The following is a 24,139-nucleotide window of genomic DNA, read 5'->3' on the forward strand; positions in this document are numbered from 1 at the left end:
TGCGTGCTGCCGATTACCTGTGAGGTAAGCCGGGGTGCGGTTATCGCGAGCGGTGGGCGGCGAAGCGCGCGAGGGTGGTCGGCGGGTGGCCGCCGTATTTCTCGATTTCGGGGGTGACCTGGTAGAGGCCGGTGCCTTCGCCGAGGAGGCGGAAGATCTCCCACAGTTTCGACAGGTGTTCGGCGGCGTGGGCGGAGCAGTAGAACTCCAGGGCCCAGTGGCGCCAGCGGTCCGGGGGTGTGTCTGTGTAGGTGCGGCCGAGCAGGCGGGCGGCTTCGCCGATGGGTTGGACGTCGCCGGTGAGGAGGAGTACGGGCTCGGCGGGGCGGTCGGGGTCGGCGAGTAGTCCGGCGGCGACGCGGGCGACGTCGGCGGCGGCGATGAGTGGCAGGACGGTGGTGGGTGGGCCCATCGGCATGGTGAGGCGGGTGCCGTCGCCGGTGTCGGCGAGGAGGGCGAGGTTTTCGTGGAAGACGGCGGCGCGCAGGTGAATCGCGCCGATGCCGGCCCAGTCGAGGACTTGTTCGGCGACCCAGTGCTGGCGCATGCGGGGTGTGAGGGCTTGTGGGCCGGCGGCGAGTTGGGAGACGGCGACGACGCGTCGGACTCCGGCGTCGCGGGCGGCGACGGCGAATGCGCCTGCGGCGTCGACCAGTCCGTCGATGACGGGGTAGGTGAAGTAGGCGTGGTGGATGCCGTCGAGGGCGGCGCGGGTGATGGCGATGTCGCGCAGGTCGCCGACGACGACCTCGGCGCCGAGGGCGCGCAGGGGGGCGGCGCGTTCGTCGTCGGTGTGGACGAGGGCGCGTACCGGGATGCCGCGGCCGAGCAGGAGGGCGGTGAGGTGGCGGCCGGTCGAGCCCTGCGGGCCTCCGGCGGCGCCTGTGACGAGTACCGGCTCCATTCGATCACAGTACCGGTCGGTGGCTGCGGCGCACGGTGTTTCGGCGGGTAGTCGGCGCCGGTAGGGGGTGGTTGCGGAGTGCGGGACAGGGGCGGTGGGTTCTGGCATGGTTGACGGGTATGAAGACGATCCTGATTACGGGGGCGACATCAGGCATCGGGTTGGCGGCCGCGCGGCAGCTCGCCGCAGGGGGCGATCGGCTGGTGCTGGTGGGGCGCAATGCGGACAAGCTCGCGGCGACGGCGGAACAGGTGCGTGCGGCCGGGGCCGGTGCGGTGGAGACGCTGGAATGTGATGTGTCGTCGCAGGATTCGGTGCGGCGGCTGGCGGCCGCCGTGCTGGAGACGTGTCCGCGGCTGGATGTGCTGGCCAATAATGCGGGCGGTTTCTTCTTCCGGCGGACGGAGACCGCGGCGGGGGTGGAGTCGACGTTCGCGACCAATCATCTCGGTGGTTTTCTGCTGACGGAGTTGTTGTCGGAGCGGTTGGTGCGCAGTGCGCCGGCGCGGGTGGTGTTCACGTCGTCGGTGATGCATTACGGGGTGTCGTTGGATTTGGACGATTTGGGTTGTGCGCGTGGATATTCGGGGCAGCGGGCGTACAGCCGTTCGAAGCTGGCGAATGTGTTGTATGTGCGGGAGTTGTCGCGGCGGTGGGCGGGGACGGGGGTGACGGTGAACGCGTTTCATCCGGGGGCGGTGTCGACGGGGATCTGGGATGCCGCGCCGTGGTTCGCCAAGCCGGTGATGGAGGTGTTCAAGCGGGTGTTCATGGTGTCCGCGGAGGAGGGTGGGCGGCGGTTGGCGTATCTGGCCTCGGCGCCGGATCTGGCGGCGGTCACCGGGTGTTATTTCCAGAAGGATCGGGTGAAGGCGCCGTCGCGGGTGGCGCAGGACGATGCGCTCGGGGATCGTTTGACGGCGGTGTGCGCGGGGTTGGTGGGGTTGCCGGAGCCGTCGTCGCCGCGGTGAGGTGCGGGGGCCGTACGGGGTGGGTGGTCGGCTGGTCGGCGCGCGGCGGCGGGCGCGGTTAAGGTGGGTGCCGTGTCGCTGGTACAACCCGTCCTCGATCGGCTGCCGGAAGCCTATCGCGCTGCCCTCGTCCGGCATCAAGAGTTGATGAAGTTCGCGGTGGTCGGCGCGGTCACGTGGTTCGTCGATACCGGTGTGGTGTACACGCTGAAATTGACTGTGCTGCAGGACAAGCCGTTGACGGCGCGGGCGTTCGGCGTGCTGATCGCCACGATCGTGTCCTACATTCTGAATCGGGAGTGGTCGTTCAGCGCGCGGGGTGGGCGGCAGCGGCATCACGAGGCGGCGTTGTTCTTCGCGGTGAGCGCGTTGGGTATCGCGGTGACGTTGGTTCCGCAGGCGATTTCGCTGTATCTGTTCGATATCCGGGTGCCGCATGTGAGTGCGGCGACGCAGGCGGTGGCCAATTTCGTGACCGGGCAGATTCTGGGTGTGCTGTTGGCGATGGCGTTCCGGTTCTGGGCGCTGCGGCGGTACGTGTTCCCGGAGGATCTGCGGGCGGCGGCGGAGTTGGAGTTGCTCTGATTCGTCTCCGTCACGCGATGGTGTGCCGGTGTATCCGCGTTGTTCGCGCGGCGGTCGTACGATGTCGTGCCGCAGGGTTCCGCGGGAGGTGAAGGTGACGTCGGATATCGCAGTGGCGCGGCCGGTCGGTCGTTTCGTCGCGTTGGGTGACAGTCAGACCGAGGGTATCGGTGATCCGGACGGCCGGGGTGGGCATCGGGGCTGGGCGGATCGGCTGGCGGATCTGCTGGCGGGGTCGTGCCCGGAGTTGGTGTACGCGAATCTGGCGGTGCGGGGTCGCCGGGCGGCGCAGATCCGGGCGGAGCAGTTGGCGCCGGCGGTGGCGTTGGCGCCGGATCTGGCGGCGGTGGTGGCCGGGATGAATGATCTGATTCGGCCGCGTTTCGATCAGGATGCGGTGCTGGCGGATATCAATGCGATGTTCGCGGCGCTCACGGGTGTGGGTGCGCGGGTGGTGACGTTCACGTTTCCGGATATCGGTGGGGTGGCGCCGATCGTGCGGCCGTTGTCGGCGCGGGTGCGGGCGATGAATGCGCGGATGCGGGAGTTGGCGCGGCGGCCGGGGGTGCTGCTGGTGGATTTCGAGCCGGTGGCCGCGACGACGGATCGGCGGGTGTGGGCGGAGGATCGGTTGCATCTCAATCCGCTGGGTCATGATCTGGTGGCGCGGGCGGTGGCGGACACGCTGGGGTTGCCGGGGGCCGATGGTGGGTGGCGGCGGCCGTTGCCGCCGGTGCGGCGGGAGTTGTCGGCGTCGGTGGCGGCGGAGTTGCGGTGGGTGGCGTTTCATATGGCGCCGTGGATCGGGCGGCGGTTGCGTGGGGTGTCGTCGGGGACGGATCTGACGGCGAAACGGCCGCTGTTGCTGCCGGTTTCGGAGTGATGCGGGTCGGGTGGCGGCGGTGTGGGCCGGTCCGGGACTTTAGGATGAGCGGGTGCGGTCGATGACGGATCCTGCGGCGCGGTTGCGCGGTGCGTCCGTCGGTGCCGCGGCGGGGGCGGTGAGTGTTGCGGCGCATGCCTTGGGCGGGGGTTCGGTGGGGTTGGGTTCGGCCGCGGTGTCGTTGCTCGTGGCGGCGTGTGCGCTGACGGGGGTGCTGGTGGCGTCGGTGGGCACCGGGTTGGCGCGGTTGATGGTGTTGCTGGCGGCGGGGCAGGCGGTCGGGCATGCGGCGTTGTCGGTGGCGCCGGGGCATTGTCATCCGCCGGTGTTCACTGCGGCGATGGTGGTCGCTCATCTGGTGGCGATTCCGGTGGGGGCGTTGCTGGTTCGTGGGGCCGAGGTGGCGCTGGGCCGGGTGCTGTCGAGCGTGCGGCGGATGGTGGTGGCGCTGGGGGTGGTTCCGGCCGTTCCGGCGGCGGTGTGGCGGGTGGTCGAGGGTGCCGGCGTTGTCTCGCTGTGGCGGCTGCTGCTGAGTTCGGGGATCGGGCGGCGGGGGCCGCCACGGGGTGTGGGCATTTCGCTTTTCTCTCACCGTTTCGCGGCGTAGCTGCCTGACGCACTGTGTGGTGCGTGTGGTCTGGCATTCGTGCGCGGTCCGATGCTGTGCGGGCGCAGGCGGTCTGGTGCTCTTCGGGTGCATTCGATGCGTGTCGGCAGGGCATGCGGTTGTGGCGTCGGGCGTGTCCGTTGCGGACGGTGATCTTCCCTCATATCTCGACTAGGAGATTTCCCATGTCTGCTCTTACGTTTTCGCGCGTGGCCGGTGTCGTGGTCGCGCTCACGGTTCCGGTGTTGCTGGGCGGGTGTTCGTCCGGTGGCGGCGCGGCGCCGGTGTCGCAGGCGGCGGCGGTGGCGGTTACCGATCAGTGGGTGAAGGCGGCCGATCAGGGGATGTCGGCGGCGTTCGCCGAGATCGCCAATTCGTCGGACGTCGAGGCGCGCATCGTCGACGCGACCAGTCCGGCGTCGGCGCGGATGGAGATTCACGAGACGGTGGGTCTGGACGGTCAGAAGATGATGCGGCCCAAGGCCGGTGGTCTGGTGGTGCCCGCGCACGGGCGGGTGGCGCTGGCGCCGGGTGCGGATCATCTGATGTTCATGGATTTGACGGGGCCGTTGCGGACGGGTGCGGAGGTGCCGGTGACGGTGAAGTTCGCGGATGGGTCCAGCACGACGTTCACCGCTCGGGTGCGTGATTTCCCGGGTAACAGGGAGAACTACGTGCCCGCGGGCGACGCGACCCCTGCCGTGCACGGTGGCTGAGCCGAGATTGTCGCGGCGGCGTCTGCTCGGTGGGGGCGCCGCCGCGGCGGGGGCCGCGGGTGTCGCCGGGGTCGGCTGGGGTGTGGCGCGGTCGGGACGGGATGTGTCCGAGGCGGATTCGGGTGTTGCGGTCGAGCCGTTCTACGGTCCGCATCAGGGCGGGGTCGCGACCGTGCCGCAGCGGCACGCGGCGTTCGTCGGGTTCGATCTGAGGCCGGGTACCGGGCGTGCCGACATTGCCGGGTTGCTGCGGATCTGGACCGGTGATGCCGGACGGTTGACCGCGGGGCGGCCCGCGCTCGCCGATACCGAGCCGGAGTTGGCGGCGCGGCCGGCGCGGCTGACGGTGACGATCGGCTTCGGTCCGGGTTTGTTCGCGGTCGCGGGGCTGGCGTCGGCGCGGCCGCCGTGGTTGCGGCCGCTGCCGGGTTTCGCGATCGATCGCCTGGATCCGGCGTGGTGTGCGGGTGATCTGTTGGTGCAGGTCTGCGCGGACGAGGTGACGACGGTGTCGCATGCGGTGCGGGTGTTGTGTAGGAGCGTGGCCTCGCTGGTGTCGGTGCGGTGGGTGCAGCGTGGGTTCCGCGATGCGCCGCGCGGGCAGACGATGCGCAATTTGATGGGTCAGGTGGACGGGACGGTGAATCTCGCGCCGGGCAACGCGGAGTTCGATCGGCTGGTGTGGGACGACGGCGGGACGCGGTCGTGGCTGGCCGGTGGTACGTCGCTGGTGTTGCGGCGGATCGCGATGAATCTGGACACGTGGGACGAGCTCGATGCCGACGGGCGGGAGTTGAGTGTGGGGCGCCGGATCGCGACGGGTGCGCCGCTGACGGGCGGCCGGGAGTTCGACGAGCCGGATTTCGCGGCGGTGGACCGGTTCGGTATTCCGGTGATTCCGCCGTCGGCGCATATCGCGCGGGCGCATCACACGAGCGACGGCGAGCGGTTCCTGCGGCGCGGTTACAACTACGACGATCCGCCGGCGCCGGGGGCTGTCTCGAATTCGGGGTTGTTGTTCGCGGCCTATCAGCGTGATGTCGAGGCCCAGTTCTTGCCGGTGCAGCGGCGGCTGGCCGAGTTCGACGCGCTCAATACGTGGACGACGCCGGTGGGGTCCGCGGTGTTCGTGGTGCCGCCGGGGGTGGCGGATGCGAGCGGCTATGTGGGGCAGTCGCTGTTCGAGGGCTGACCGCGAGGGTGGCGTGGGCTGCCGGGGCGCATCGGCCGCGGGAATGCGGCGGGTGCGTCTCGGCGGCGGTGTGCGACCGCTCGAACTGGGGTTACTACGCGCGTAGTATGGCGGCATGGGTTTCGAGTGGCCCGATTGGGCGATGGCTCACCTGATCGGGATCGAGACCTCCGAGGTTCGGCAGATTCTCGCGAGCACGCGGCGATGGCCGCGGCAGGCCGCCGACGGCAGCGTCGCGGTCCTCACCCTGTGGGGCCGCACCGACGCCGGTCGCCCGCTCATCGTCGCCGCCCGCCGGCAGGACAGCTGGACGTGGCTGATCATCGGCGCGCGCGAGATGCGTGCCGACGAGTTGAGGGTGTTCGAACAGTGGGAACAGGAGAACCGGTGATGAGCGACAAGGACTTACCATCCACCCCGCAGGAGGTCACGGCGTTCATGGACCGGCTGACCTTCGGTGACGGCCCGGTGCCCGCGCAGCAGGTGCCGCCGCCGCTGCGGCCGGACGAGGACATCATGATCACCAGTTCGATCCGGCTGCCGCTGCGTCTGCACGCCCGTCTCAAGGAACTCGCGGGCGAACGCGGTATCGGACTGTCGACCCTGGTGCGGGAATGGCTGGAGGCGGCCATCGCCGAACTCGACGACGATCAGCTCATCTCCCGCGCCGAGGCCCGCATGGCGCTGGCCCGGTTACACGCGGCGCGGCGAGCGGGCTGAGCCATCCGCGTGCCGCTGCGGCCCTCGCGGGCGGTCGATCAGCGGACCGCCGCGGGGTGTCGACGGCTAGCAGACGAGGAGTGGCGCAGTGAGTGTCGATCAGGCGAAACAGGCCGTGCGCGAACGTATCTGGTCGTTGCTGGAGCGGGAGCGGGTGATCCCGCCGGAGGCGCCGTACAACATCCCCGAGTTCGAGGGGGCCGAGGCCGCCGCCGATCGGCTGGCCGGGGTGCCCGAGTGGTCGTCGGCGCGGGTGCTGACCACGGTGCCCGACACCGCGCAGTTCCCGGTGCGGCTGCGGGCGCTGGAGGCGGGGAAGATGATCTATATGGCGTGTCCGCGGCTGGCCGCGCCGAAGCCGTTCTATCTGCTCGATCCCGCGCGGTTGCCGGTGTCTGCCGCCGAGGCGGCGCGTAAGGACACCGCGGCGGTGGTGGCGCGCAATGTGGAGGTCGACGAGATGCTGCCGATCGATCTGATCGTGCTGGGCAGTGTGGCGGTGAATCGGCGGGGGGCGCGGCTGGGCAAGGGGGCGGGTTACTCCGATATCGAGATCGCGTTGCTGCAGGAGGTCGGGTTGATCGATGAGCGCACGGTCATCGCGACGACGGTGCACCGGTTGCAGGTGGTGGACGGGGAGTTGCCCGAGGCCGAGCACGATTGCCGGCTCGATCTGATCGTGACGCCGGAGGCGGTGATTCGCTGCGTCGAGCCGTATCGTCCCGCGGGGCTGCAGTGGGACAGGTTGCCGCGGGACAAGATCGCCGCCATTCCGGCGCTGGCCGCGCGCTACGCGCTGCGCTGAGGGTTACGCGGAGCGTGCCGCGGTGCGGAATCGTGCGCGGTATGCCGAGGGGGTGACGCCGAGGTGGCGGAGGAAGGCGCGGCGCAGGGACTCGTCGCTGCCCAGGCCGGAGCGGTGGGCCGCCGCGGTGACCGATTCGCCGGATTCCAGCATCGCCTGAGCCGCCTCGATCCGGGCCGATTCCACGAAAGCCGCTGGTGTGGTGGACAATTCGTCGCGGAACAGGCGTGTGAGGTGCCGGGCACTGACCCCGGCGCGGGCCGCCATGGCGGTCAGGGAGTGGTGGCCCGCCGGGTCGGCGAGCACCGATTCCAGCACCGTGCGTAGTTCGTCGCGGCGCGGTCGCAGGGTGCGTGACGCCACGGAGAACTGTGACTGGCCGCCGGGTCGCTGGAGGAATACCACGAGGTCTCGCGCGACCTCCCGGGCCAGTGCCGTGCCCTCGTCCTCCTCCACCAGGGCCAGGGTCAGGTCGAGGGCGGCGCTGACGCCCGCCGAGGTCGTGACCGTGCCGTCGCGGACGTAGATGGCGTCGGGTTCGACGGTGACCGACGGGTAGGCGCGGGCAAGCTTGCCGGTGTGCCGCCAGTGGGTGGTGGCGCGGCGGCCGTCCAACACGCCCGCCTGGGCGAGGGCGAACGCGCCGGTGCACACCGACGCCATCCGGCGCGCGGAGCCGGAGAGTCTGGTCACGGTTTCCAGCAGTGCCGCGGGGACGGGCGCGTGTGGCAGTCCCGGCGCGCCGGGGACGAGCACGGTGTGGGGGCTGGTGATCCGGTCGTAGGCGGTGTCGGCCAGGAGGCGGGTGCCCGAGGCGGTGGTGACGGGTTCGCCGGTGGGTGAGCAGAGCACGGTCTCGTAGCGGCCGCCGAGGGTGGCGGCGGTGCCGAACACCTCCAGCACCGCGGTCACGTCCAGGAGCCGGACCCCGTCGAAGGCCAGGACCGCGATCTGTCTGTGCGCCATGCGCCGACGGTAGCAACCCGGCGTGTCCGGATGTGTGGGATTCATGTCTCGATGGACATGGCCCGGTCGATGACGGACACGCGACGCTGAATGCGGGAAAACTCCCGCCCGCCGACCGCAAAGGAATCACCGGACATGACCCGCCCGCCCGTGCCGCCGTTCACCGACGAGGCCGCCGCCCGCGAGAAGGTGCAGCTGGCCGAGGACGCCTGGAACACTCGCGATCCGCAGCGCGTCGCGCTCGCCTACACCCCGGACTCGGTGTGGCGCAATCGTGGCGAGTTCGTCACCGGGCGCGAGGAGATCGTCGCCTTCCTCACCCGCAAGTGGGCGCGCGAGCACGACTACGCGCTGCGCAAGGAACTGTGGGGATTCCGCGGCCATCGCATGGCCGTGCGGTTCCAGTACGAATGGCACGACGCGCAGGGGCAGTGGTGGCGCAGCTACGGCAACGAGCTGTGGGAGTTCGACGACGCGGGCCTGATGCGCCGCCGCGAGGCGAGCATCAACGACACCGCGATCACCGCGGCCGATCGCCGCATCCTCGGTCCCCGCCCGCCCGGGGAACGTGGTGCGCCGCTGCCGCTGTGGTGAGCGCGTGGCGGGGTCAGCCACAGACCAGCTCCGGGTCGGGGTTCTCGGCGGTGTCGGTGTGGTCGACGCGGGGCTGGGGTGCGGGAGCGGGCCCCAGGGTGTCCAGTTCGGCGAGGATGCGGCGCAGCAGTGCCGCCGCGCGGGAGCGGAAGGCGGCGGCCGCGGCGGTATCGCCGATCAGGTCGGCCAGGTCGGCGAGGACCGCGTCGACCGGGCCGAAAACCGTTGCGCCACCGGCCAGCCCGGCCATGGTGCCGGAGCAGTCGCGCAGCGCGTCGAGCAGTTCCCCCGCGGCCTCGGTCTCCCCCAGCGCCACCGCGGCGTGCGCGCGGAACACCGTCGTCACCGACCAGTAGAAGTCGCGCCGCACGGTGGCGTGGTGGCGGAACAGCGCGCGGGCCCGGTCGCGGTCGCCGGCGTGCAGCAGTACCAGCACGTACAGCTGCGCCACCAGGTCGGGTTCCGCGGCATACAGCGCGCCCACCCGCTCCCGCAGTCCCGACAGATCACCGCGTGCCCACGCCAGCGTCAGCGCGCCGGTGAGCAGTGTCTCGTCCTCGTTGGCGACGCCGGATTGCCGCATCCGGGCATCGAAGGACCGGTACTCCGCCTCGGCGGTGGCCAGGTCGCCGCGCAGTACCGCGGTGACGGCCGAGAACGCCTGCAGGGTGTCCAGGAGCGGGCGCAGTTGCCCGGCCGAGGCGTATTCGATCGCGCGGGCGGCGTGCCGGGCCGCGGCACGCAGATCGGTGGCCCGGCACGCGGTCCGGAATCGCAGGTAGTGGGCGACGGCCTGATATTCGGGCAGGCGCGCGGTGCGGGCGGTGCGTAGCAACTGGTCGGCCACCCGGCCCCAGCCCGCCAGCATCGCGGGTCCGGTGATCGCGGAGCCGAGCGCGTTGAGCGCGGCGCACCGCAGTTCGGTGTCTCGCATCTGTTCGGCCGCGGCCACCGCGCGGCGCGCCCGGCGGTACACCTGGTCGACGTCGCCGACGGCCTCGGACTCGAGCACGGACGTGACGAGCAGCCAGGCCTGCTCCGCGGGTGAATCCGTCTGTGCCAGCGCGGCATCCAGTTTCGCCGTCAGTTCCGGCTCGGGCGTGCGCCAATCTCGGATGCCCCAGATCACCGGGGCCCGCCAGCAGGTCAGCGCCCGCACGAGCAGGGGGCGATCGCCCAACGGTTCGGCCAGTTGCACCGCCCGTGCCCGCGCCGCGCGGGCGGCGCTGTTGCGGCCGAAGTAGGCCAGGGCGCCGGTGAGCGCGCACAGGGTCCGCACCATCGCCGCCCGGTCGGCGGGCTCGGCCGCGTCGCCGCTGTGCCCGGCCAGTTCGTGCAGGGCGACCGCGGCCTGCCACTGTTCGGCGGCGGCCGCGCGGGCGCCGCTGTCGTCGCAGCGGCGCGCGGCGGCGGCGACGTATCCGAGTGCGTGCGCGGCCGTGGTGCGGGTGGCGCCGCGCGCGGCGTGGTGGGCCAGGCTCGCGATGTCGGCGGCGTCGGCGGTCCGGTCGGCCGCGCGCCGTTCCAGGAATTCGACGGCGCCCCAATGCATCCGGCGCCGTCGCAGGGTCGGGATGCCGTCGTAGACGGTGTCGCGGATCAGCGCGTGGTCCAGTTCGATCCGGCCGAAGGGGTCGAATCCGACCAGGCCCGCGGCGGCCGCCGTGTCGATGCCGTCGACCACCTCGCTCTCCTCGGCGCAGGCGAGTGCGGTCAGTGCGTCCAGGTCGATCGCGCGGCCCCACACCGCCAGGTGTTGCAGCACGGCGAGCGCGTCCGGGGGCAGCCGTTCGATCCGTTCGCTGAGCACCGCCCGGATGCTCTGCGGCAGGACCGGCGATTCTCCTTGCGCCGCCATGTATTTCGAGAGTTCCCGGACGAACAGCGGGTTGCCGCCGGTGCGCCGGTGCAGCGAGTCCACGGTGTCGGAGTCCACCGCGACCAGGCCGGCGTCCCGGGCGATGGCCCGCGTCCCGGTCAGGTCCAGCCCGGCGAGTTCGAGGCGGGCGGCGACCCGGTCGGCCAGTGCCGCTTCCGTGGCGCGCAGCACCGGTGGCAGTTCGGGTCCGCGCGCGGTCACCACGACGAGTACCGGCTCGCGGTGCAGCCAGCTCACCAGTTGCCGCAGCACTTGCAGGCTCGCGGCGTCGCAGCGGTGCATGTCGTCCAGGACGATGACGACCGGTCCCTTGCCCGCCAGGTCGCGGCAGCGCCGGGCCACCGCCCGCACGACGGTGAACGGGTCGACCGGCGCGGCGACGTCCTCCGACAGCACCGACTCTCCGCCCAGTTCGGCCAGGATCTCGCGCCACATCCACGCCTCGGGCGCGCCGTCGACCTCCGGGGCCTTGGCGTAGGTGGCGAACCAGCCCGCGTCGGCGAGGTCGGCCACCGCGGCGCAGACCAGGGTGGTCTTCCCGGCGCCGACGTCACCGAGGACCCACACCAGGCGCGCGCCCGACGCGCGGGCCTCCCCCGCCGCCGCCAGGATCGCGGTGTACTGGGCCGGGTAGCACACGCGATCCTCCGAGACCTCCTGTGCCGCACCGCTTTCCGGGTGCCCGGAGCGGGCGGTGGGCAGCGGTGGGGGCTGGGCGGGGACCGGCAGCACGGGGGCCGTGCGCGGTTCGTCCGGTGCGCGGTCGGGCACCACCGTGTGGTTGAGGAACGCCGACTCCAGTTCGGCGAGGCGGGGGCCGGGGTCGATCCCGTACTCGGAGCGCAGATGTTCGCGGACCCGGCGGACCGTCGCCAGCGCTTCCACCTGCTGACCCTGCCGGTACTGGGCCAGGGCGAGTAGGCGGGCGCTCTCCTCGCGGCCGGGGAATTCCTCGACCTGGCGCCGCAGCACCGCCACGACCTCGCCGACCCGGTCGAGCTTCGAGGGCGGCCTGCGCGCGCATCTCGATCGCGGTGGCGCGCAGATCGGTCAGCCGCGCCGATTCCGCACCGGCCCACGAGGCGTCGGCGAACGATTCGAACGCCGCGCCGCGCCAGCACGACAATGCGGTGTCGAGCATTCGATAACGCTCCAGCGGACCGGGCGGACCGGCCGGCGCATGCACCCGATCCTCATATTCCTGGAGCAGTTCCTCGAACCGCCACGCGTCGACATTTCCGGAATCCAATCGCAGCGCATACCCGCTGCCCTCGGAGACCAGAATCCGGGCCGGTGTCCGGGGTCTTCGGGTCGGTTCCAGGATTCGGCGCAGATTGTGGATTTGCACCTGGAGTACCGAGGGGGCGTGCGGCGGCGGGGATCCCTCCCACACATCTTCGACCAACCGCTCCGCACCCAGTGATTTTCCCCCGGCCAGGACCAGCCTGCCGAGTATCGCTCGTTGCCTGCCCGCGCCGATGCGAGCGATCCGGCCACCCAGCAAGACCTGCAATGGACCGAACACTTGAACCTGTAGATCCGACATCATCACTCGACGCCCTCCGACTGTCGGGCTGGCAAAGCACGAATTATCTGCAAAGTCTTTCGGTAAATTACATCCGACTTCGCGCGGTGACAAATCCACCCTTGCCGAGATAGTCCAGCAAACACGCTGGGAGCCAACAACATCCGCGATTCACACGGGAATCTCCGCGAACCCGCAGCGGCCGCAGAGCCGATCCCCGGACGACCCCGGAATGAGCCTCCAGCAGCGCACACAGCGCCGCGGCGCGCCGCGTCCGGTAGCGATCACGCGTAATTGCGCAACGCTGTCGCGGTCACCGGCAGGCCATACTCCGGCCGCTATCCCACCGGGTACTCCGATGGTGAGCGAATGCCTGGCGCAGTCGGCCACCACCGAACAACGCCGGCAGTATGCGAGCGCTTGCCCCGGATCGCCGCGCGGCGGCGGTGGCGGATGAAAGAGCCCCGGCGCCGCCTCGCGGCAGGCCGCATCTTTTCGCCAGTTCACTCGATCGCCTCCTGCTCGTTCGACCGGACCGCACCGCGGCCCGGTCACCGTCCGGACGATCGCCCGGAATTCCGACACTGTATTCATTAAAGCCCCGGATATCGCCCGTCATATGAATTACGAAATGACAACGAATCAGGTCCGAAGTCGCCGGTAAGTAATACGGAATTGCAGCGGAAGAAATATGGAAGTCGCCGGTCGGACAATCCTTCGGAATATGTCTTCACAACCGTAGGAGTGCAACGACATGAATATTCCGATGACAGTGGAAGCGCACACCACACCGGCCGCGGACCCGGCGCCCGGCGCCGTGCTCGTCGGATTGCTCGCGGTGGCCGACCGCGTGATGGAACTCGCCGGCCAGCTGCTGGCGCGACCGGCCCCCGGCGCCGCGCCCGAGCCGCCCGAATTCGGCTGGTACCGCGACCGGGACGGCGATATCTGGCGGAAGACGCCGTCCGGCTGGCAGCTGCACCTGCAGCACGGCGCCCCCGCCGACGGCACCATCGCCTGGGGCTGGACCGACGGGCACGTCCGCGACTACGCGCCGTTCGTCCCCGTCGCCGCCCGCTGAACCGTCACGACACCCCGGAGCACCGCGTTTCCGCCGCCGATTTCCCCCGAACCGGAATTCGGCGGCGGAACGAACGGAAGAAATACGCCCGCGTGGCGAGCCGAATCCAGGAGAGGCATATGCCCGATTCATCCATTTCGACCGGCACGACGTTCCCGCAATTCGCATTCGCGCCCGTCGCGCGGCCGGAATTGTACGTCCGCCTCGACACCGCCCTCGCCGCGCGCGGCCGGGTCCTGCTGATCACCGCCCCGGCGGGCACCGGCAAGACGGTCCTCGTCACCCAGTGGGCCCGCGAGCACCTGTGCCGCACCCGGCCCGGACTCCGGATCGGCTGGGTCACCGCGACCCCCGGCGGCCCGCTGGCCCCGGCGGTCGCGGCCGCGCTCGGCGTCCACGCCGTGCCGACCGACGACACCGTCCGCGCCGACCCGGCCGCCGACGCCGCCCAGCTGACCGCCACCCTGCGCGCGGACTCCCGCCCGACCGTGCTGATCCTCGACGACGCCCACCTGACCGCCGGGCCCGCGGACCTCAGCTACCTGCGGCAACTGCTCACCGACGCGCCCCCGAATCTCACCACCGTCCTCGCCGCGCGCCACGCACCCGCCCTGCGCTGGCACACCGTGGAACTGCGACAGCGCATGATCCGCATGCACGCGGCCGATCTGGCGTTCGGCGAGGTCCGTGCCGCGCAACTGTGCCGCGGACGCCACCACGACCTCTCGGACCCGGAACTGGCCATGCTGATGGGCCTGACCCGCGGCTGGCCCGCGCTGATCACCCTCGCCGCCGGACACCTCGCCGGGCACGCCGACACCGCGACCGCGCTCGCCGCGCTGGCCGAGCCGCCCGCATCGATCGCGGAATTCTTCACCGACGAGGTCCTCGCACCCCTGTCCGGCCCGCAGCGGCAGTTCGCCCGAATCACCAGTGTCCCGGGCGCTTTCACCGCCGGACTCGCCGAACAACTCACCGGCGACAGCGCCGTTCCCGTGCTGCGCGAACTGGTCCGCGCCGGTTTCCCCGCGACCCGGCACGCCCGCGACGGCGACCTCTGGTTCACCTACCACCCGCTGCTGCGCGCCCACCTGCTCACCGAGGCGCGCGACCACCACGACCTGCCCGCACTGCATGTGCGCGCCGCCGACTGGTACCGCCGCGCGCGCATGCCGCAGTCGGCACTGCACCACCTGCTGCGCGTGCCGAGCTCCCCGCGGCTGCCCGGATTCCTGCGCGACACCGCGATGCGCATGGTGCTCGACGGGCACGGCCCGGCCCTGTTCCGGCAACTCGAGCACGGCGGCCCGGTCCCGGCCGACGACCCGCTGCTGCACGCGCTGCGCGCGGTCGACGCGGTCGAACACGACGACACCGCCGAGGCCGTCATCCGACTCGACCTGCTGCACCGCCGGCCCGCCGACACCGGCACCCTCGCCCCCGAAACCTGGATCCGGCTACTGACCGCCGCCGCGAGCGCGGGAGTCGCCCTGCGGACCGGCGTCGGACTCGCCGAATTCCGGCTGCCCGACCGCCTGCCCGCCACCGGGCAACCCGACCTCGACGCCTACGCGGCCGTCCGCTTCGGCACCGTCGCCCTCGCCCACGACGACCTGCGCACCGCCGAACAGCACCTGCGCCACGGCCTGGCCTTGGCCGACGCCGCGGGCAACGCGGCCCTGAGCGTCCGCGCCTCGGTGCGGCTCGCGATCGCCGCGGGCGTGCGCGGCGCCATCGCCCGCATGCACGACCACGCCGCACACGCGGTCACCGTCGCCGCCCGCCACGGCCTCGGCGACCACCTCGAGGTGGACCGGGCCTGCACCCTCGCGGCATTCGCCGGATACCTGCGCGGCGAACCGGTCGAACCACCGCCCGCGCGCACCGCCCCCGCCGCCGGCCGCGAACGGCACCTCGAGGTCGTCACCCGGCTGCTCGCCTTCGACACCGCCGAGGACCGGTACACCGCCGCCGAAGCGGTGCGGCGCAGCACCGTCGTCCTGCTGCGCCGGCCGCTGCCCCTGCCCACCGTCGCGGGGCGGCTCCTCCCGCACGTGGTGTCGGTGCTGCTCGGCGTCGCCGCCGTCCACTCCGCGCGACTGCTCGTGGATCAGGCCGCCACGGTGCTCGGCGACAGCCCCGACCTCACCCTCGCGCGCGCGGCCGTCGCGCTCGAACAGCACCCGGGCACCACACACACCCTGGTCGAGCCGCTGCTGACGACCTCCGGGACCACGCCGGGGATCGTCTCCGCGTGGCTGCTCGCGGCCGCCGCGCACACCGCGCTCGGCAATCCGCCCCAGGCACGCCGCGCGATCGCCGCCGCCGTGCACCACGCCGCACCGCAACGCCTGGTGCGGCCGTTCCTCGACGTGCCCGGCACCCGCGAACTCCTCGACGCGCACACCGGAACCTTCGGCCACGACAACGATTTCGCCGCCCTCGTGCGCCACCATCCCGCGCTCGCCCGCCGGCACCGGCCGCCGCGCCTGACGCCCACCGAGCGGACCGTGCTCGATCAGCTGCCGTCCGGGCGCACCGCGCAGCAGATCGCCGACGTCCTCGGTGTCTCGATCAATACCGTGAAGACCCACCTGCGCGGCATCCACGCCAAACTCGGCAGCAGCACCCGTGCCGACGCCCTCGACCTCGCCCGCCGCAGCGGGCTGCTGTGACCGGATCACCGCGCCCGCACCGACTGGACGTGCCAGGTCGCGACCGCCCAGATCACCACCACATCCAGCAGGATGACCAGGAACGACCAGGCCGGAAAGTACGGCAGGGACATGAAATTCGCGACGATCGACAGCGCCGCCACCACCATCGTCGCGATCCGGGCCCATCGCGTGCTGCTCATCAAACCGATACCGATCAGCACCAGAGTGATCCCGACGACGATGTGGATCCACCCCCACGCCGTGGTGTCGAACCGGTACATGTACTCGACCCCCACGACGTACAGCTGGTCGGCGCCGACCGCGGAGATCCCTTGCAGGATGTCCAGCACGCCGACGGTCACCAGCAGTATCGTCGCCGCGAGCACGCCGCCGGGCGGCGCACCGCCCTCCGCACTCGGCTCGAACTCCACCGACTCCAGCATGGCCAACCCCTTCCAGAACAGTGATGGGACGACCCAGGACACTGCCGCACCACACCGGCGCCCGGCCTCCCCCGCGCCGGATGAACAACCGCGAAACCCCTTCTCGCCGCCCGGAATTCATTCGCCGCGAACGAGGAACCCGCACCCGGCGAGCGGCACAGTCGTAGTCCGCCACACTCGGCGATCCGGGCCCGCCCGCTGCCACGAGGCATACGACCGGTCCGCACCACGGACCCGCCCGCCGGGATCACCGACGAGGAATCCGCCCGCAACCCAGGAGGTTCGCGTGACCGACTACCCCCCGATCGCCGACCACGGACTGATCGGCGACCTGCACACCGCCGCACTGGTGACCCTCGACGGCACCGTCGACTGGTTCTGCAGCCCGCGCTTCGACTCGCCGAGCGTGTTCGCCGCGCTGCTCGACCACCGCCGCGGCGGGCACTGCCGGATCCGCCCCGCCCAGCGGCCGTTCCGCAGCAGCCAGATGTATTTCCCCGACACCGCCATCCTGATCACCCGCTTCAGCACCGACATCGGCACCGGCGAGGTGATCGACTTCATGCCGCCCGCCGGCCGCGACTCCACCGACGACCACCGGCTGGTGCGCATGCTGCGCTGCGTCCGCGGCCGGATCACCTTCGAGATCGACGTCGCGCCCCGCTTCGACTACGGCCGCCGCACTCACGTCACCACCACGACCGCCGACGGCGCGACCTTCGACGCCGGCGACCTCGGCCTGACCCTGCACGCGGTCCGCGAACCCGGCGACGCCCGGCTCGCGCAGGTGCAACTCACCGAGGACGGCGATCTGCACGGACTGCTGCCGCTCAGCGCCGGACAGGTCCGCGGCTTCGTCCTCGACACCGGCGCGCCGCAGCCGCCGCGCCCCGTCCGGGTGGCCGACATCGAGGAGGTCTTCGACGAGACCGTCCACTTCTGGCACACCTGGCTGGCCCGCTCCCACTACCGGGGCCGCTGGCGGGAAATGGTGCACCGCTCGGCCATCACCCTCAAACTGCTCACCTACGCGCCGACCGGCGCCCTGATCGCCGCACCCACCGCGGGCCTGCCCGAACAGCTCGGCGGCGAACGCAACTGGGACTACCGCTACACCTGGATCCGCGACGCCTCCTTCTCCATCTCGTCGCTGCTGGCACTCGGATTCACCGACGAGGCCGCCGAATTCGCGCAGTGGCTGCGCGCCCGCTACCGCGACACCGGCGAACCGCTGCAGATCATGTACCGCGTCGACGGCACCGCACAGCTGCGGGAGGAAATCCTCGACCACTTCGAGGGCTACCGCCGATCCAGCCCGGTGCGCATCGGCAACGACGCCTCCGGCCAGCGGCAACTCGACATCTACGGCGAACTGCTCGACAGCATCGACCAGGCCGACCGGCACGGCCTGCGCGTCGGCCACGACGGCTGGCAGTCGATCCTCGGCCTGCTGGCATGGCTCACCGAACACTGGGACGAGCCGGAGGAAGGCATCTGGGAGACCCGCGGCGGGCGCGCCGACTACACCTACGGCCGGGTGATGAGCTGGGTGGCGTTCGACCGCGCACTGCGCCTGGCCGACCGCCACAGCCTGCCCGGCCCCGTGGACCAGTGGCGGATACAGCGCGACCGGATCCACGACCAGCTGTGGTCGCGGGGCTGGAACTCGCGGCGGCACGCCTTCGTCCAGCACTACGACACCGAGGTGCTCGACTCGTCGCTGCTGCGGATGGTGCAGGTCGGGTTCGTCGCGCCGCGCGATCCGCGGTGGCTGTCCACCCTGGCCGCGATGCGACACGAACTGGTCGCCGACAGCCTCGTCCACCGCTACGACCCCGAGGCCAGCCCGGACGGGTTGCGCGGCACCGAGGGCACCTTCTCGCTGTGCAGCTTCACCTATGTCACCGCGCTGGCGCGGGCCGGGAACCTGGGCCAAGCCCGGCTGGTCTTCGAGAAGATGCTGACCTACGCCAACCACGTCGGCCTGTACGCCGAGGAGATCGCCCTCACCGGCGAGCAGCTCGGCAACTTCCCGCAGGCCTTCACCCATCTGGCTCTGATCGACGCCGCCCTCGCCCTCGACGCCGCCCTCGACGGCTCGGACGACGCCACCGCGCGGCCCGGGTCAGAACCAGGCAGCGGCGAACTCGTCGAGTTCGCCGCGGCCCGCATGCCGTAGCTCCGGGTGGATCACGAGGGCCTGCGCGGCCGCCGTCGTCGCGGCCAGCGCCCATCGGCGCAGCGAATTCGCCACCGGCGCACGGGAACTCACCGCGGCGACGAGGTCCTCCCGGGCGTGTTCCAGATGCCGGAGCCCGGTACACAGCCGCAGGCCCGCGACTCGCCGGACGTGCGCCTGCCGTTGCGGGTCGTCGGCGAGCGCGCCCGCCAGCTGCGCGGCGACCTGCTCGGCCAACACCAGCACGCCGGGATCCATCGGGCCCGGCGGCAGCCAGGCCGAGGCCCGGGCGGCCAGCCGCACCGCCAGCGGCGGCCGGTACGGCACCACGCCGGTCGCCGCGGCCAGCCGCAGGAACAACGACGAATTGCGGTGTGTATCAACGCTTCCGGACAGCGGCCGGGCGGGACCCGACGCCGCGCCATGCCCCGGCAGCAGCGACAGCACCGACTGCGCGCACATGCCCGCGGTGAGTACCCGCACGAGTTCGCGGCGGCTCAGGCCGTGGCGTTGCGAGCGGTCCAGCCGCCACCACAGCCAGTTGCCGTACAGCGACAACCGGTGCCGGGGAAAGCGATCCAGCTCCGCCGCGGGAGCCCGGAATCCGGGGGACGGCAGGCTCATCAATCGGCACGCCGGTACACGCGCCATCGCGGTGACAGGGAGATGATCGTGGTCTCCGCTGGACATCGTTGTCCCTCACGCACTCTCGCCGGACGACCGGAACCGCACGCCGACCGGCGGGCCCGAATACAGAAACGAGTGTGACCGCCGTCTCAGCGGAAGTCAACGCGCTATGGCCGCGGCGCGATCACGTCCACAGCAGCGCCACGAGGACATTCACGATCGCCAGACCACCCGCGACGTCCGCCATCCACGCGACCACCTTGCCGCGCTTGACATCCGCGTGCGCGACCTCGGCCAGGCCCGCGACCGCCACCGCGATCACCAGCTTCACGATCACCTTGGCCAGCACCAGATCCTTGTCCAGCGAGTCGATGCCGTCGGCCATGCCGACCAGGATCAGACCGGTGACGATCTGCGCCCGCGCGCCCCAGACCATCACCTCGTTCACCTTCGGCCGGGCCGACGCGTACCCGCCGATGACCGCGGCCAGACCGAGCACGTGGGTCACGACCACCAGGTTGTAGACGAATGTCATGACTGCACAGCGTAGTTGATCGAACCCCCGTCAACGACACGCGGTAGTAGGAAAATCGCGGACCGTTCGGACGATGCGCCCGGACCCGTCTCGCCGTACCCCGATTGAATCGCCGCCGAGCGGGAAACCGGTTGGCGAAGGCGTGTCGCAACCACCTCGCGGAGGCCGTCCCGGCGGACGGACGGATGCGGCACATCTCGCTGCGATTACGCGTTTCACGTTCGCAACACTCGGGTAGTCCTCCCCAAGTGGCTCTCTCAAGTCCATGCCGCGCCCTCCCGGCGCGGGGGCGAAGTGGGTCGGGTTGTCGTGGGTCGCTTGGTGGATGGCTAGGAGAAGAGGGTGGCGGTTGTACTCGTGCTGCGCGCACGCGGGCTGGGTGATCTACTCACCGCGGTCCCGGCTCTCCGCGCGCTGCGCCGGGCCAGGCCACACGATCACATCGCGTTGGCCGCGCCGCATCGGCTGAAGCCGATCGTGGATCTCATCGCGTCCGTCGACGCGATGGTGCCGACCCCGGACCCGGAAAGCCTGCGCTACGACGGCGAGGCGCCCGCACTGGCGGTCAACCTGCACGGCGCCGGCACCGAAGGCATCGTGGAACTGGCCAAGACCAACCCCGCGCGCATCCTCACCTACCGCAATCCCGCCTTCCCCGAGCTGGCCGGACCGGCCTGGCAGCAGGACATGCACGACGTCGACCGCTGGTGCCATCTGCTGGAAGCCGACGGCATCGCCGCCGACCGCCGCAACCTCGGGCTCGTGCCGCCGGTGGCCACCACCAGTCACCGCGACTGCGTGGTCGTGCACATCGGCGCCGGTTCGCCCGCGCGGCGCTGGCCCCCGGAACGTTTCGCCGCCGTGGTCCGGCACCTGCTGGTGCAGGGCCGCGAGGTGGTGCTGACCGGCGACGAATTCGAACGCGAGATCGCGCTGAACATCGCCGCCCGCGCCGGGCTGCCGCACCGGCACGTCCTCGCCGGGCAGCAGAACCTCATCGAGCTGTCGGCCACCGTGGCCGAGGCCGCGCTGGTGGTCTGCGGCGACACCGGCGTCGCCCACCTCGCCACGGCCTTCGGCACCCGGACGGTCCTGCTGTTCGGGCCCACCGCCCCCAGCCACAGCGGCCCGCCACCGCACCTGCTGGGCCGCCACGTCGTGCTCTGGGCCGGTCGCACCGGCGACCACCACGCCGACACCCCCGACCCGGGCCTGCTCGAGATCAGCGTCGCCGAGGTGATCGACGCGCTCGACAAGCAACTGCGCAAACGCCCCTGGCCCGGCGCCGACACCGACCGCCCGGGCGCCGCCTACCGCCGCGTCGGATAGCGGTCACCGGCTTCCGACAGCGCCGCCGAATAGGCCGCGAGCGCGCTCGGCCAGAACTGTTCCAGATAGTCGCGTGCGTCGGCCAGGCCGCGGGGATCCAGGGAGTACAGCCGCCGCGTGCCGTGCGGGCGGACCATCACCAGCCGCGCCTCGCGCAGCACCCGCAGATGCTGCGACACCGCCGAGCTGCTGACGCCGACCGTCGTGGCCAGCTCCCCGACCGCGCGCGGCGACTGCGGCAACGCCTCGAAGATCGCTCGCCGGGTCGGATCCGCCAGGGCCACCAGGGCCCTGACTCCGTTAGTGGGCACTAAAACAGAGTGCTGGTTCCGGCACTCTCCGGTCAAGGCGGCGGCGTCGCCGATCCACCCCGGTCGCGGCGGCCTCACCTGCGTTCGTTATCGGAACGTGATAGATCAGCGGGGACTTTGCCGCGCTGTGACGGTCACGACAGGAGTAGGGAACCGCGCGCGATCTGTCGTAGGTTCCAGCCATGCCCGTGACCGTTCCGTTACCTTTGCACAGGGTCCGGCGCGCTGCCCGGGCCGTCGCGCTCACCGCCGTCGTCGGCGCCTCGGCCGGGGCCTTCGCCGTCGTCGACAGCCACGGTGAGAGCTCGGCCGCGGGGCTGGCCGCCGTACAGCGCGCCCTGCCGCCCTCGCCCGCCGCCGCGCCGATCCTGCGGGACCAGCCCGCCGCCGCACCACAACCGCCCGCGGAGTGGGCGATGGCCAAGGCCGCCATGGACACCCGGCCGCGCACCGTGCGTCCGGTGGCGGGCGCGCTCAGCTCGCCGTTCGGCATGCGGTGGGGCGCCCTGCACGCCGGGATCGATTTCGCCGAGCCGCTCGGCGCACCGATCGCCGCCGTCACCGACGGCGTGGTCATCGAGGCCGGGCCCGCGTCCGGTTTCGGCATGTGGGTGCGGGTCCAGCAGGACGACGGCACCGTCGGCGTCTACGGCCACGTCAACGACATCCTGGCCACGGTCGGCCAGCAGGTCCGCGCCGGGGACGTCATCGCCACCGTCGGCGATCGCGGCTTCTCCACCGGCCCGCACCTGCACTACGAGGTATGGACCCACGACCACGGCGAGAAGATCGATCCCATCCCCTGGCTCATCGCTCGCGGCATCGAACTCGGCGGTCTACAGGACTGACGCACCAGGCCGCGAGCCATGCTGCGGACACACCCGGGCACCGCTCTCCTGCCCAACCGTACTGTCGGACAGCGACATTCGGTCCTCGCCGGAGAGTCCCGCAGCGGTAGGGCCCGGGAACGAGTCCTCATACCCGGGTAGCGGGTGCGGACAGCACCCGCGGGGGACGTGGGCGCGGGGTCGTGATTCCTAGCGTCGGGGCATGGATTCCACCGCTGTTTTCGTTCCGCCCCTGCGGCGTTGGCATCGGCCGCTGCTCGTGGCCACCGGGATCATGGGTGTGCTGGCGGTGTTCTCGCTCGCGGCCATGGCCGTCGACGAGCGGCAGTTGCTCGGTGAGTCGGTGTGGCTGAAACCGTTCAAGTTCGGGCTGGCGTTCGCGCTCTACTCCGGCACGCTGGCATGGCTGTTATCGTTGCCGCACAAGGGATCCCGGGCCACCTGGTGGATGGGCACGGTGTTCGCGGTGACCGGGTTCGTGGATGTCGGGTTCATCGTGTTGCAGGCCGCGCGCGGGACGTTCAGCCATTTCAACGCCGACCACACCGACCGCGTGAACGACATCGGGCAGCTGGTCTTCGCGTCCGGGGTGCCGGGGCTGTTCGTGGCGAATCTGGTGATCGTGCTCGTACTCGCCTGGCAGCGGATCCTCGACCGCCCCACCACGCGCGCCATCCACGCCGGTCTGGCGCTCGCCGTCGCCGGCATGGCGCTGGGATACCTGATGGGATTCACCGGCGAGCAGACCGCCCGCGACGCCGGCGGCCACCCGGTCCCGCTCGCCGCCGGGCACACCGTGACCGATACCCCCGACCCGCTGCGCGACGGCGGCGACACCATGCCGATCACCCATTGGAGCACCACCGGCGGCGACCTGCGCGTCCCCCACTTCGCCGGTCTGCACGGGATCCAGGCGCTCCTCGCCGCGGCGGTCGCGCTGGCCTGGCTGGCGCGGCGGCACCCGTGGCTCACCGAGCGGATCCGCGCCCGGCTCGTCGGCGTGCTCGCCATCGGCTACGCCGGGCTGCTCGCGGTCCTGCTGCGGCAAGCCCTGCACGCCCAGCCGCTGCTGCACCCCGATCGGACCACCGCCCTCACCGCCGCCGCACTGGTCGCGCTCACCACGGCCGCGGCCCTGGTCATCACGCTGCGGGCGCACCGCGAGGCGCACACCGGCACCGTGCTCCTTCATTCCGGGGAGACCACTGCGCAACCGGACCGCCTGCCGCTGTCGACGCGGTCGCGGTGACCCTCGCCCGCGACGCCGATCAGGCCGGTAGGTCCGAACCGTTCCGTGATTCGATCACCGCAGGCGCTCGGCGTCCTTGGTGAGGGCAACGAGAGTAGCGGCCAAATCGGCCAATTCGGCGGCGTCGGCGCCTTCGGCGACGGCCGTCGCGACGTCCTCGGCGGCGCAGCGGGCGGCGAACCAGCGGTCGGCGAGATCGGCGGCCTCCTGGGCGCTGAGGACCACCGAATCCTCCGGAATCCCGGTGCCCTCCAAGCCTTTCCGGTGCTCGTAGGCCCGCTGCCGGCAGGACTGGCGGCAGTACCGGCGCCGCCGCCCCACCTCCGATTCCGCGATCTCACGCCCGCACCACAGACACGACATTCGGCGATCGGGGACATTACGACCTTGCCTGGGCGTACAAAGCACGCCGGACACGATAGCCGCGCGCGAGCCGAACGCAAACGACTCGCCGGGCCAACCCGCCGCACGCCCGTACCACCCGCACCGGCGGCACGACGGCCGCTCGCGGCACCCCGATGACGTGGCGCGGG

The 24,139-nt window shown here is 71.4% G+C and carries 25 protein-coding genes and 1 pseudogene; 16 read left to right on the forward strand and 10 right to left on the reverse strand.

All coding sequences use genetic code 11. From position 1 onward, the window contains the following. Window positions 1-40: 40 nt before the first annotated feature. On the reverse strand, window positions 41-904 hold the full coding sequence (locus tag ACFMRZ_RS05765) for an NAD(P)H-binding protein (RefSeq protein WP_400178216.1): 864 nt from the start codon (window positions 902-904) through the stop codon (window positions 41-43). A 119-nt stretch (window positions 905-1,023) separates the two neighbouring features. On the opposite strand from ACFMRZ_RS05765, the gene ACFMRZ_RS05770 reads away from it, so the two are divergent. From ACFMRZ_RS05770 to ACFMRZ_RS05810, 9 genes are all read left to right on the forward strand, one after another. Further along, the gene (locus tag ACFMRZ_RS05770) at window positions 1,024-1,875 is read left to right on the forward strand and encodes an SDR family oxidoreductase (protein ID WP_400178217.1); all 852 of its coding nucleotides are present in this window, start codon (window positions 1,024-1,026) and stop codon (window positions 1,873-1,875) included. Between the two features lie 72 nt (window positions 1,876-1,947). Continuing rightward, window positions 1,948-2,460, forward strand: a complete 513-nt coding sequence (locus tag ACFMRZ_RS05775) for a GtrA family protein (RefSeq protein WP_280365709.1) — start codon at window positions 1,948-1,950, stop codon at window positions 2,458-2,460. Between the two features lie 94 nt (window positions 2,461-2,554). Then, complete coding sequence (locus ACFMRZ_RS05780) at window positions 2,555-3,343, forward strand: SGNH/GDSL hydrolase family protein (RefSeq protein WP_400178218.1); 789 nt, start codon at window positions 2,555-2,557, stop codon at window positions 3,341-3,343. A gap of 61 nt (window positions 3,344-3,404) precedes the next feature. Next, the gene (locus ACFMRZ_RS05785) at window positions 3,405-3,950 is read left to right on the forward strand and encodes a hypothetical protein (protein WP_400178219.1); all 546 of its coding nucleotides are present in this window, start codon (window positions 3,405-3,407) and stop codon (window positions 3,948-3,950) included. A 185-nt stretch (window positions 3,951-4,135) separates the two neighbouring features. After that, a complete protein-coding gene (locus ACFMRZ_RS05790) occupies window positions 4,136-4,666 on the forward strand; it encodes a copper chaperone PCu(A)C (protein ID WP_400178220.1) in 531 nt (176 codons plus the stop codon). Then, window positions 4,659-5,858, forward strand: a complete 1,200-nt coding sequence (locus ACFMRZ_RS05795) for a Dyp-type peroxidase (protein WP_400178221.1) — start codon at window positions 4,659-4,661, stop codon at window positions 5,856-5,858. Before ACFMRZ_RS05790 ends, ACFMRZ_RS05795 begins: the two co-directional genes overlap by 8 nt. 115 nt (window positions 5,859-5,973) lie before the next feature. After that, window positions 5,974-6,249, forward strand: coding sequence for a hypothetical protein (locus tag ACFMRZ_RS05800; protein ID WP_280270919.1), 276 nt, complete (start codon window positions 5,974-5,976; stop codon window positions 6,247-6,249). Beyond that, window positions 6,249-6,578, forward strand: coding sequence for a hypothetical protein (locus tag ACFMRZ_RS05805; RefSeq protein ID WP_280270920.1), 330 nt, complete (start codon window positions 6,249-6,251; stop codon window positions 6,576-6,578). The genes ACFMRZ_RS05800 and ACFMRZ_RS05805 overlap by 1 nt, the downstream gene beginning before the upstream one ends. Window positions 6,579-6,666: 88 nt before the next feature. Next, window positions 6,667-7,383 (forward strand): 5-formyltetrahydrofolate cyclo-ligase, encoded by a 717-nt coding sequence (locus ACFMRZ_RS05810; protein WP_400178222.1) that lies wholly within the window; start codon window positions 6,667-6,669, stop codon window positions 7,381-7,383. 3 nt (window positions 7,384-7,386) lie between these two features. Here ACFMRZ_RS05810 and ACFMRZ_RS05815 read toward each other — a convergent pair whose 3' ends face one another. Beyond that, window positions 7,387-8,349: a GlxA family transcriptional regulator gene (locus ACFMRZ_RS05815; protein ID WP_400178223.1), complete on the reverse strand. Its 963-nt coding sequence runs from the start codon at window positions 8,347-8,349 to the stop codon at window positions 7,387-7,389. Window positions 8,350-8,484: 135 nt separating this feature from the next. Here ACFMRZ_RS05815 and ACFMRZ_RS05820 point away from each other — a divergent pair, with 135 nt between their 5' ends. Next, a complete protein-coding gene (locus tag ACFMRZ_RS05820) occupies window positions 8,485-8,943 on the forward strand; it encodes a DUF1348 family protein (RefSeq protein WP_400178224.1) in 459 nt (152 codons plus the stop codon). 13 nt (window positions 8,944-8,956) lie between these two features. Here the strand turns inward: ACFMRZ_RS05820 and ACFMRZ_RS05825 are convergent, their stop codons facing one another. The 3 genes and pseudogenes from ACFMRZ_RS05825 to ACFMRZ_RS05835 all read right to left on the reverse strand — a co-directional run bounded on the left by ACFMRZ_RS05825 (window position 8,957) and on the right by ACFMRZ_RS05835 (window position 12,941). After that, window positions 8,957-11,869, reverse strand: coding sequence for an ATP-binding protein (locus tag ACFMRZ_RS05825; RefSeq protein WP_400182778.1), 2,913 nt, complete (start codon window positions 11,867-11,869; stop codon window positions 8,957-8,959). Beyond that, window positions 11,835-12,371: pseudogene (locus ACFMRZ_RS05830) on the reverse strand (winged helix-turn-helix domain-containing protein); the annotation flags it as partial. The gene ACFMRZ_RS05825 and the pseudogene ACFMRZ_RS05830, both read right to left, overlap by 35 nt. Window positions 12,372-12,518: 147 nt before the next feature. Next, entirely contained in the window at window positions 12,519-12,941 is a 423-nt protein-coding gene (locus ACFMRZ_RS05835) for a WhiB family transcriptional regulator (RefSeq protein WP_400178225.1), read from the reverse strand. 160 nt (window positions 12,942-13,101) lie between these two features. Between ACFMRZ_RS05835 and ACFMRZ_RS05840 the strand changes: the two genes are divergently transcribed. Together ACFMRZ_RS05840 and ACFMRZ_RS05845 are read left to right on the forward strand one after the other, a co-directional pair. After that, entirely contained in the window at window positions 13,102-13,428 is a 327-nt protein-coding gene (locus tag ACFMRZ_RS05840; RefSeq protein ID WP_280360597.1) for a hypothetical protein, read from the forward strand. A gap of 119 nt (window positions 13,429-13,547) precedes the next feature. Continuing rightward, on the forward strand, window positions 13,548-16,103 hold the full coding sequence (locus ACFMRZ_RS05845) for a LuxR C-terminal-related transcriptional regulator (protein ID WP_400178226.1): 2,556 nt from the start codon (window positions 13,548-13,550) through the stop codon (window positions 16,101-16,103). Between the two features lie 5 nt (window positions 16,104-16,108). Here the strand turns inward: ACFMRZ_RS05845 and ACFMRZ_RS05850 are convergent, their stop codons facing one another. After that, a complete protein-coding gene (locus ACFMRZ_RS05850; protein WP_400182779.1) occupies window positions 16,109-16,528 on the reverse strand; it encodes a hypothetical protein in 420 nt (139 codons plus the stop codon). 286 nt (window positions 16,529-16,814) lie between these two features. Here ACFMRZ_RS05850 and ACFMRZ_RS05855 point away from each other — a divergent pair, with 286 nt between their 5' ends. Continuing rightward, complete coding sequence (locus ACFMRZ_RS05855; protein ID WP_400178227.1) at window positions 16,815-18,707, forward strand: glycoside hydrolase family 15 protein; 1,893 nt, start codon at window positions 16,815-16,817, stop codon at window positions 18,705-18,707. Here the strand turns inward: ACFMRZ_RS05855 and ACFMRZ_RS05860 are convergent. Beyond that, entirely contained in the window at window positions 18,654-19,331 is a 678-nt protein-coding gene (locus tag ACFMRZ_RS05860; RefSeq protein WP_400178228.1) for a diiron oxygenase, read from the reverse strand. The two genes, ACFMRZ_RS05855 and ACFMRZ_RS05860, sit on opposite strands and share 54 nt — an antisense overlap. 187 nt (window positions 19,332-19,518) lie before the next feature. Beyond that, entirely contained in the window at window positions 19,519-19,869 is a 351-nt protein-coding gene (locus ACFMRZ_RS05865) for a hypothetical protein (RefSeq protein WP_400178229.1), read from the reverse strand. Window positions 19,870-20,211: 342 nt separating this feature from the next. On the opposite strand from ACFMRZ_RS05865, the gene ACFMRZ_RS05870 reads away from it, so the two are divergent. Next, on the forward strand, window positions 20,212-21,198 hold the full coding sequence (locus ACFMRZ_RS05870) for a glycosyltransferase family 9 protein (RefSeq protein WP_280272938.1): 987 nt from the start codon (window positions 20,212-20,214) through the stop codon (window positions 21,196-21,198). On the opposite strand, the gene ACFMRZ_RS05875 is transcribed toward ACFMRZ_RS05870, so the two are convergent. Next, complete coding sequence (locus tag ACFMRZ_RS05875) at window positions 21,180-21,509, reverse strand: ArsR/SmtB family transcription factor (protein ID WP_400178230.1); 330 nt, start codon at window positions 21,507-21,509, stop codon at window positions 21,180-21,182. The genes ACFMRZ_RS05870 and ACFMRZ_RS05875 overlap by 19 nt on opposite strands. A gap of 182 nt (window positions 21,510-21,691) precedes the next feature. Here ACFMRZ_RS05875 and ACFMRZ_RS05880 point away from each other — a divergent pair, with 182 nt between their 5' ends. Together ACFMRZ_RS05880 and ACFMRZ_RS05885 are read left to right on the forward strand one after the other, a co-directional pair. Beyond that, window positions 21,692-22,357 (forward strand): M23 family metallopeptidase, encoded by a 666-nt coding sequence (locus tag ACFMRZ_RS05880; RefSeq protein WP_400178231.1) that lies wholly within the window; start codon window positions 21,692-21,694, stop codon window positions 22,355-22,357. 202 nt (window positions 22,358-22,559) lie between these two features. Beyond that, complete coding sequence (locus ACFMRZ_RS05885; RefSeq protein WP_400178232.1) at window positions 22,560-23,606, forward strand: hypothetical protein; 1,047 nt, start codon at window positions 22,560-22,562, stop codon at window positions 23,604-23,606. 54 nt (window positions 23,607-23,660) lie between these two features. Here ACFMRZ_RS05885 and ACFMRZ_RS05890 read toward each other — a convergent pair whose 3' ends face one another. After that, a complete protein-coding gene (locus ACFMRZ_RS05890; protein ID WP_280272941.1) occupies window positions 23,661-23,969 on the reverse strand; it encodes a hypothetical protein in 309 nt (102 codons plus the stop codon). Window positions 23,970-24,139: the final 170 nt, after the last annotated feature.

The sequence above is a fragment of the Nocardia sp. N2S4-5 genome, assembly GCF_044628355.1.
Lineage (GTDB): Bacteria > Actinomycetota > Actinomycetes > Mycobacteriales > Mycobacteriaceae > Nocardia > Nocardia wallacei_B.

What these genes read in the sequence shown, in the direction of transcription:
- ACFMRZ_RS05765 (WP_400178216.1), bottom strand. Translation starts at nt 904, where the DNA reads ATGGAGCCGGTACTCGTCACAGGCGCCGCCGGAGGCCCGCAGGGCTCG.
- ACFMRZ_RS05770 (WP_400178217.1), top strand. Translation starts at nt 1,024, where the DNA reads ATGAAGACGATCCTGATTACGGGGGCGACATCAGGCATCGGGTTGGCG.
- ACFMRZ_RS05785 (WP_400178219.1), top strand. Translation starts at nt 3,405, where the DNA reads ATGACGGATCCTGCGGCGCGGTTGCGCGGTGCGTCCGTCGGTGCCGCG.
- ACFMRZ_RS05790 (WP_400178220.1), top strand. Translation starts at nt 4,136, where the DNA reads ATGTCTGCTCTTACGTTTTCGCGCGTGGCCGGTGTCGTGGTCGCGCTC.
- ACFMRZ_RS05800 (WP_280270919.1), top strand. Translation starts at nt 5,974, where the DNA reads ATGGGTTTCGAGTGGCCCGATTGGGCGATGGCTCACCTGATCGGGATC.
- ACFMRZ_RS05805 (WP_280270920.1), top strand. Translation starts at nt 6,249, where the DNA reads ATGAGCGACAAGGACTTACCATCCACCCCGCAGGAGGTCACGGCGTTC.
- ACFMRZ_RS05815 (WP_400178223.1), bottom strand. Translation starts at nt 8,349, where the DNA reads ATGGCGCACAGACAGATCGCGGTCCTGGCCTTCGACGGGGTCCGGCTC.
- ACFMRZ_RS05820 (WP_400178224.1), top strand. Translation starts at nt 8,485, where the DNA reads ATGACCCGCCCGCCCGTGCCGCCGTTCACCGACGAGGCCGCCGCCCGC.
- ACFMRZ_RS05835 (WP_400178225.1), bottom strand. Translation starts at nt 12,941, where the DNA reads ATGAATACAGTGTCGGAATTCCGGGCGATCGTCCGGACGGTGACCGGG.
- ACFMRZ_RS05840 (WP_280360597.1), top strand. Translation starts at nt 13,102, where the DNA reads ATGAATATTCCGATGACAGTGGAAGCGCACACCACACCGGCCGCGGAC.
- ACFMRZ_RS05845 (WP_400178226.1), top strand. Translation starts at nt 13,548, where the DNA reads ATGCCCGATTCATCCATTTCGACCGGCACGACGTTCCCGCAATTCGCA.
- ACFMRZ_RS05850 (WP_400182779.1), bottom strand. Translation starts at nt 16,528, where the DNA reads ATGCTGGAGTCGGTGGAGTTCGAGCCGAGTGCGGAGGGCGGTGCGCCG.
- ACFMRZ_RS05860 (WP_400178228.1), bottom strand. Translation starts at nt 19,331, where the DNA reads ATGAGCCTGCCGTCCCCCGGATTCCGGGCTCCCGCGGCGGAGCTGGAT.
- ACFMRZ_RS05865 (WP_400178229.1), bottom strand. Translation starts at nt 19,869, where the DNA reads ATGACATTCGTCTACAACCTGGTGGTCGTGACCCACGTGCTCGGTCTG.
- ACFMRZ_RS05880 (WP_400178231.1), top strand. Translation starts at nt 21,692, where the DNA reads ATGCCCGTGACCGTTCCGTTACCTTTGCACAGGGTCCGGCGCGCTGCC.
- ACFMRZ_RS05885 (WP_400178232.1), top strand. Translation starts at nt 22,560, where the DNA reads ATGGATTCCACCGCTGTTTTCGTTCCGCCCCTGCGGCGTTGGCATCGG.
- ACFMRZ_RS05890 (WP_280272941.1), bottom strand. Translation starts at nt 23,969, where the DNA reads ATGTCGTGTCTGTGGTGCGGGCGTGAGATCGCGGAATCGGAGGTGGGG.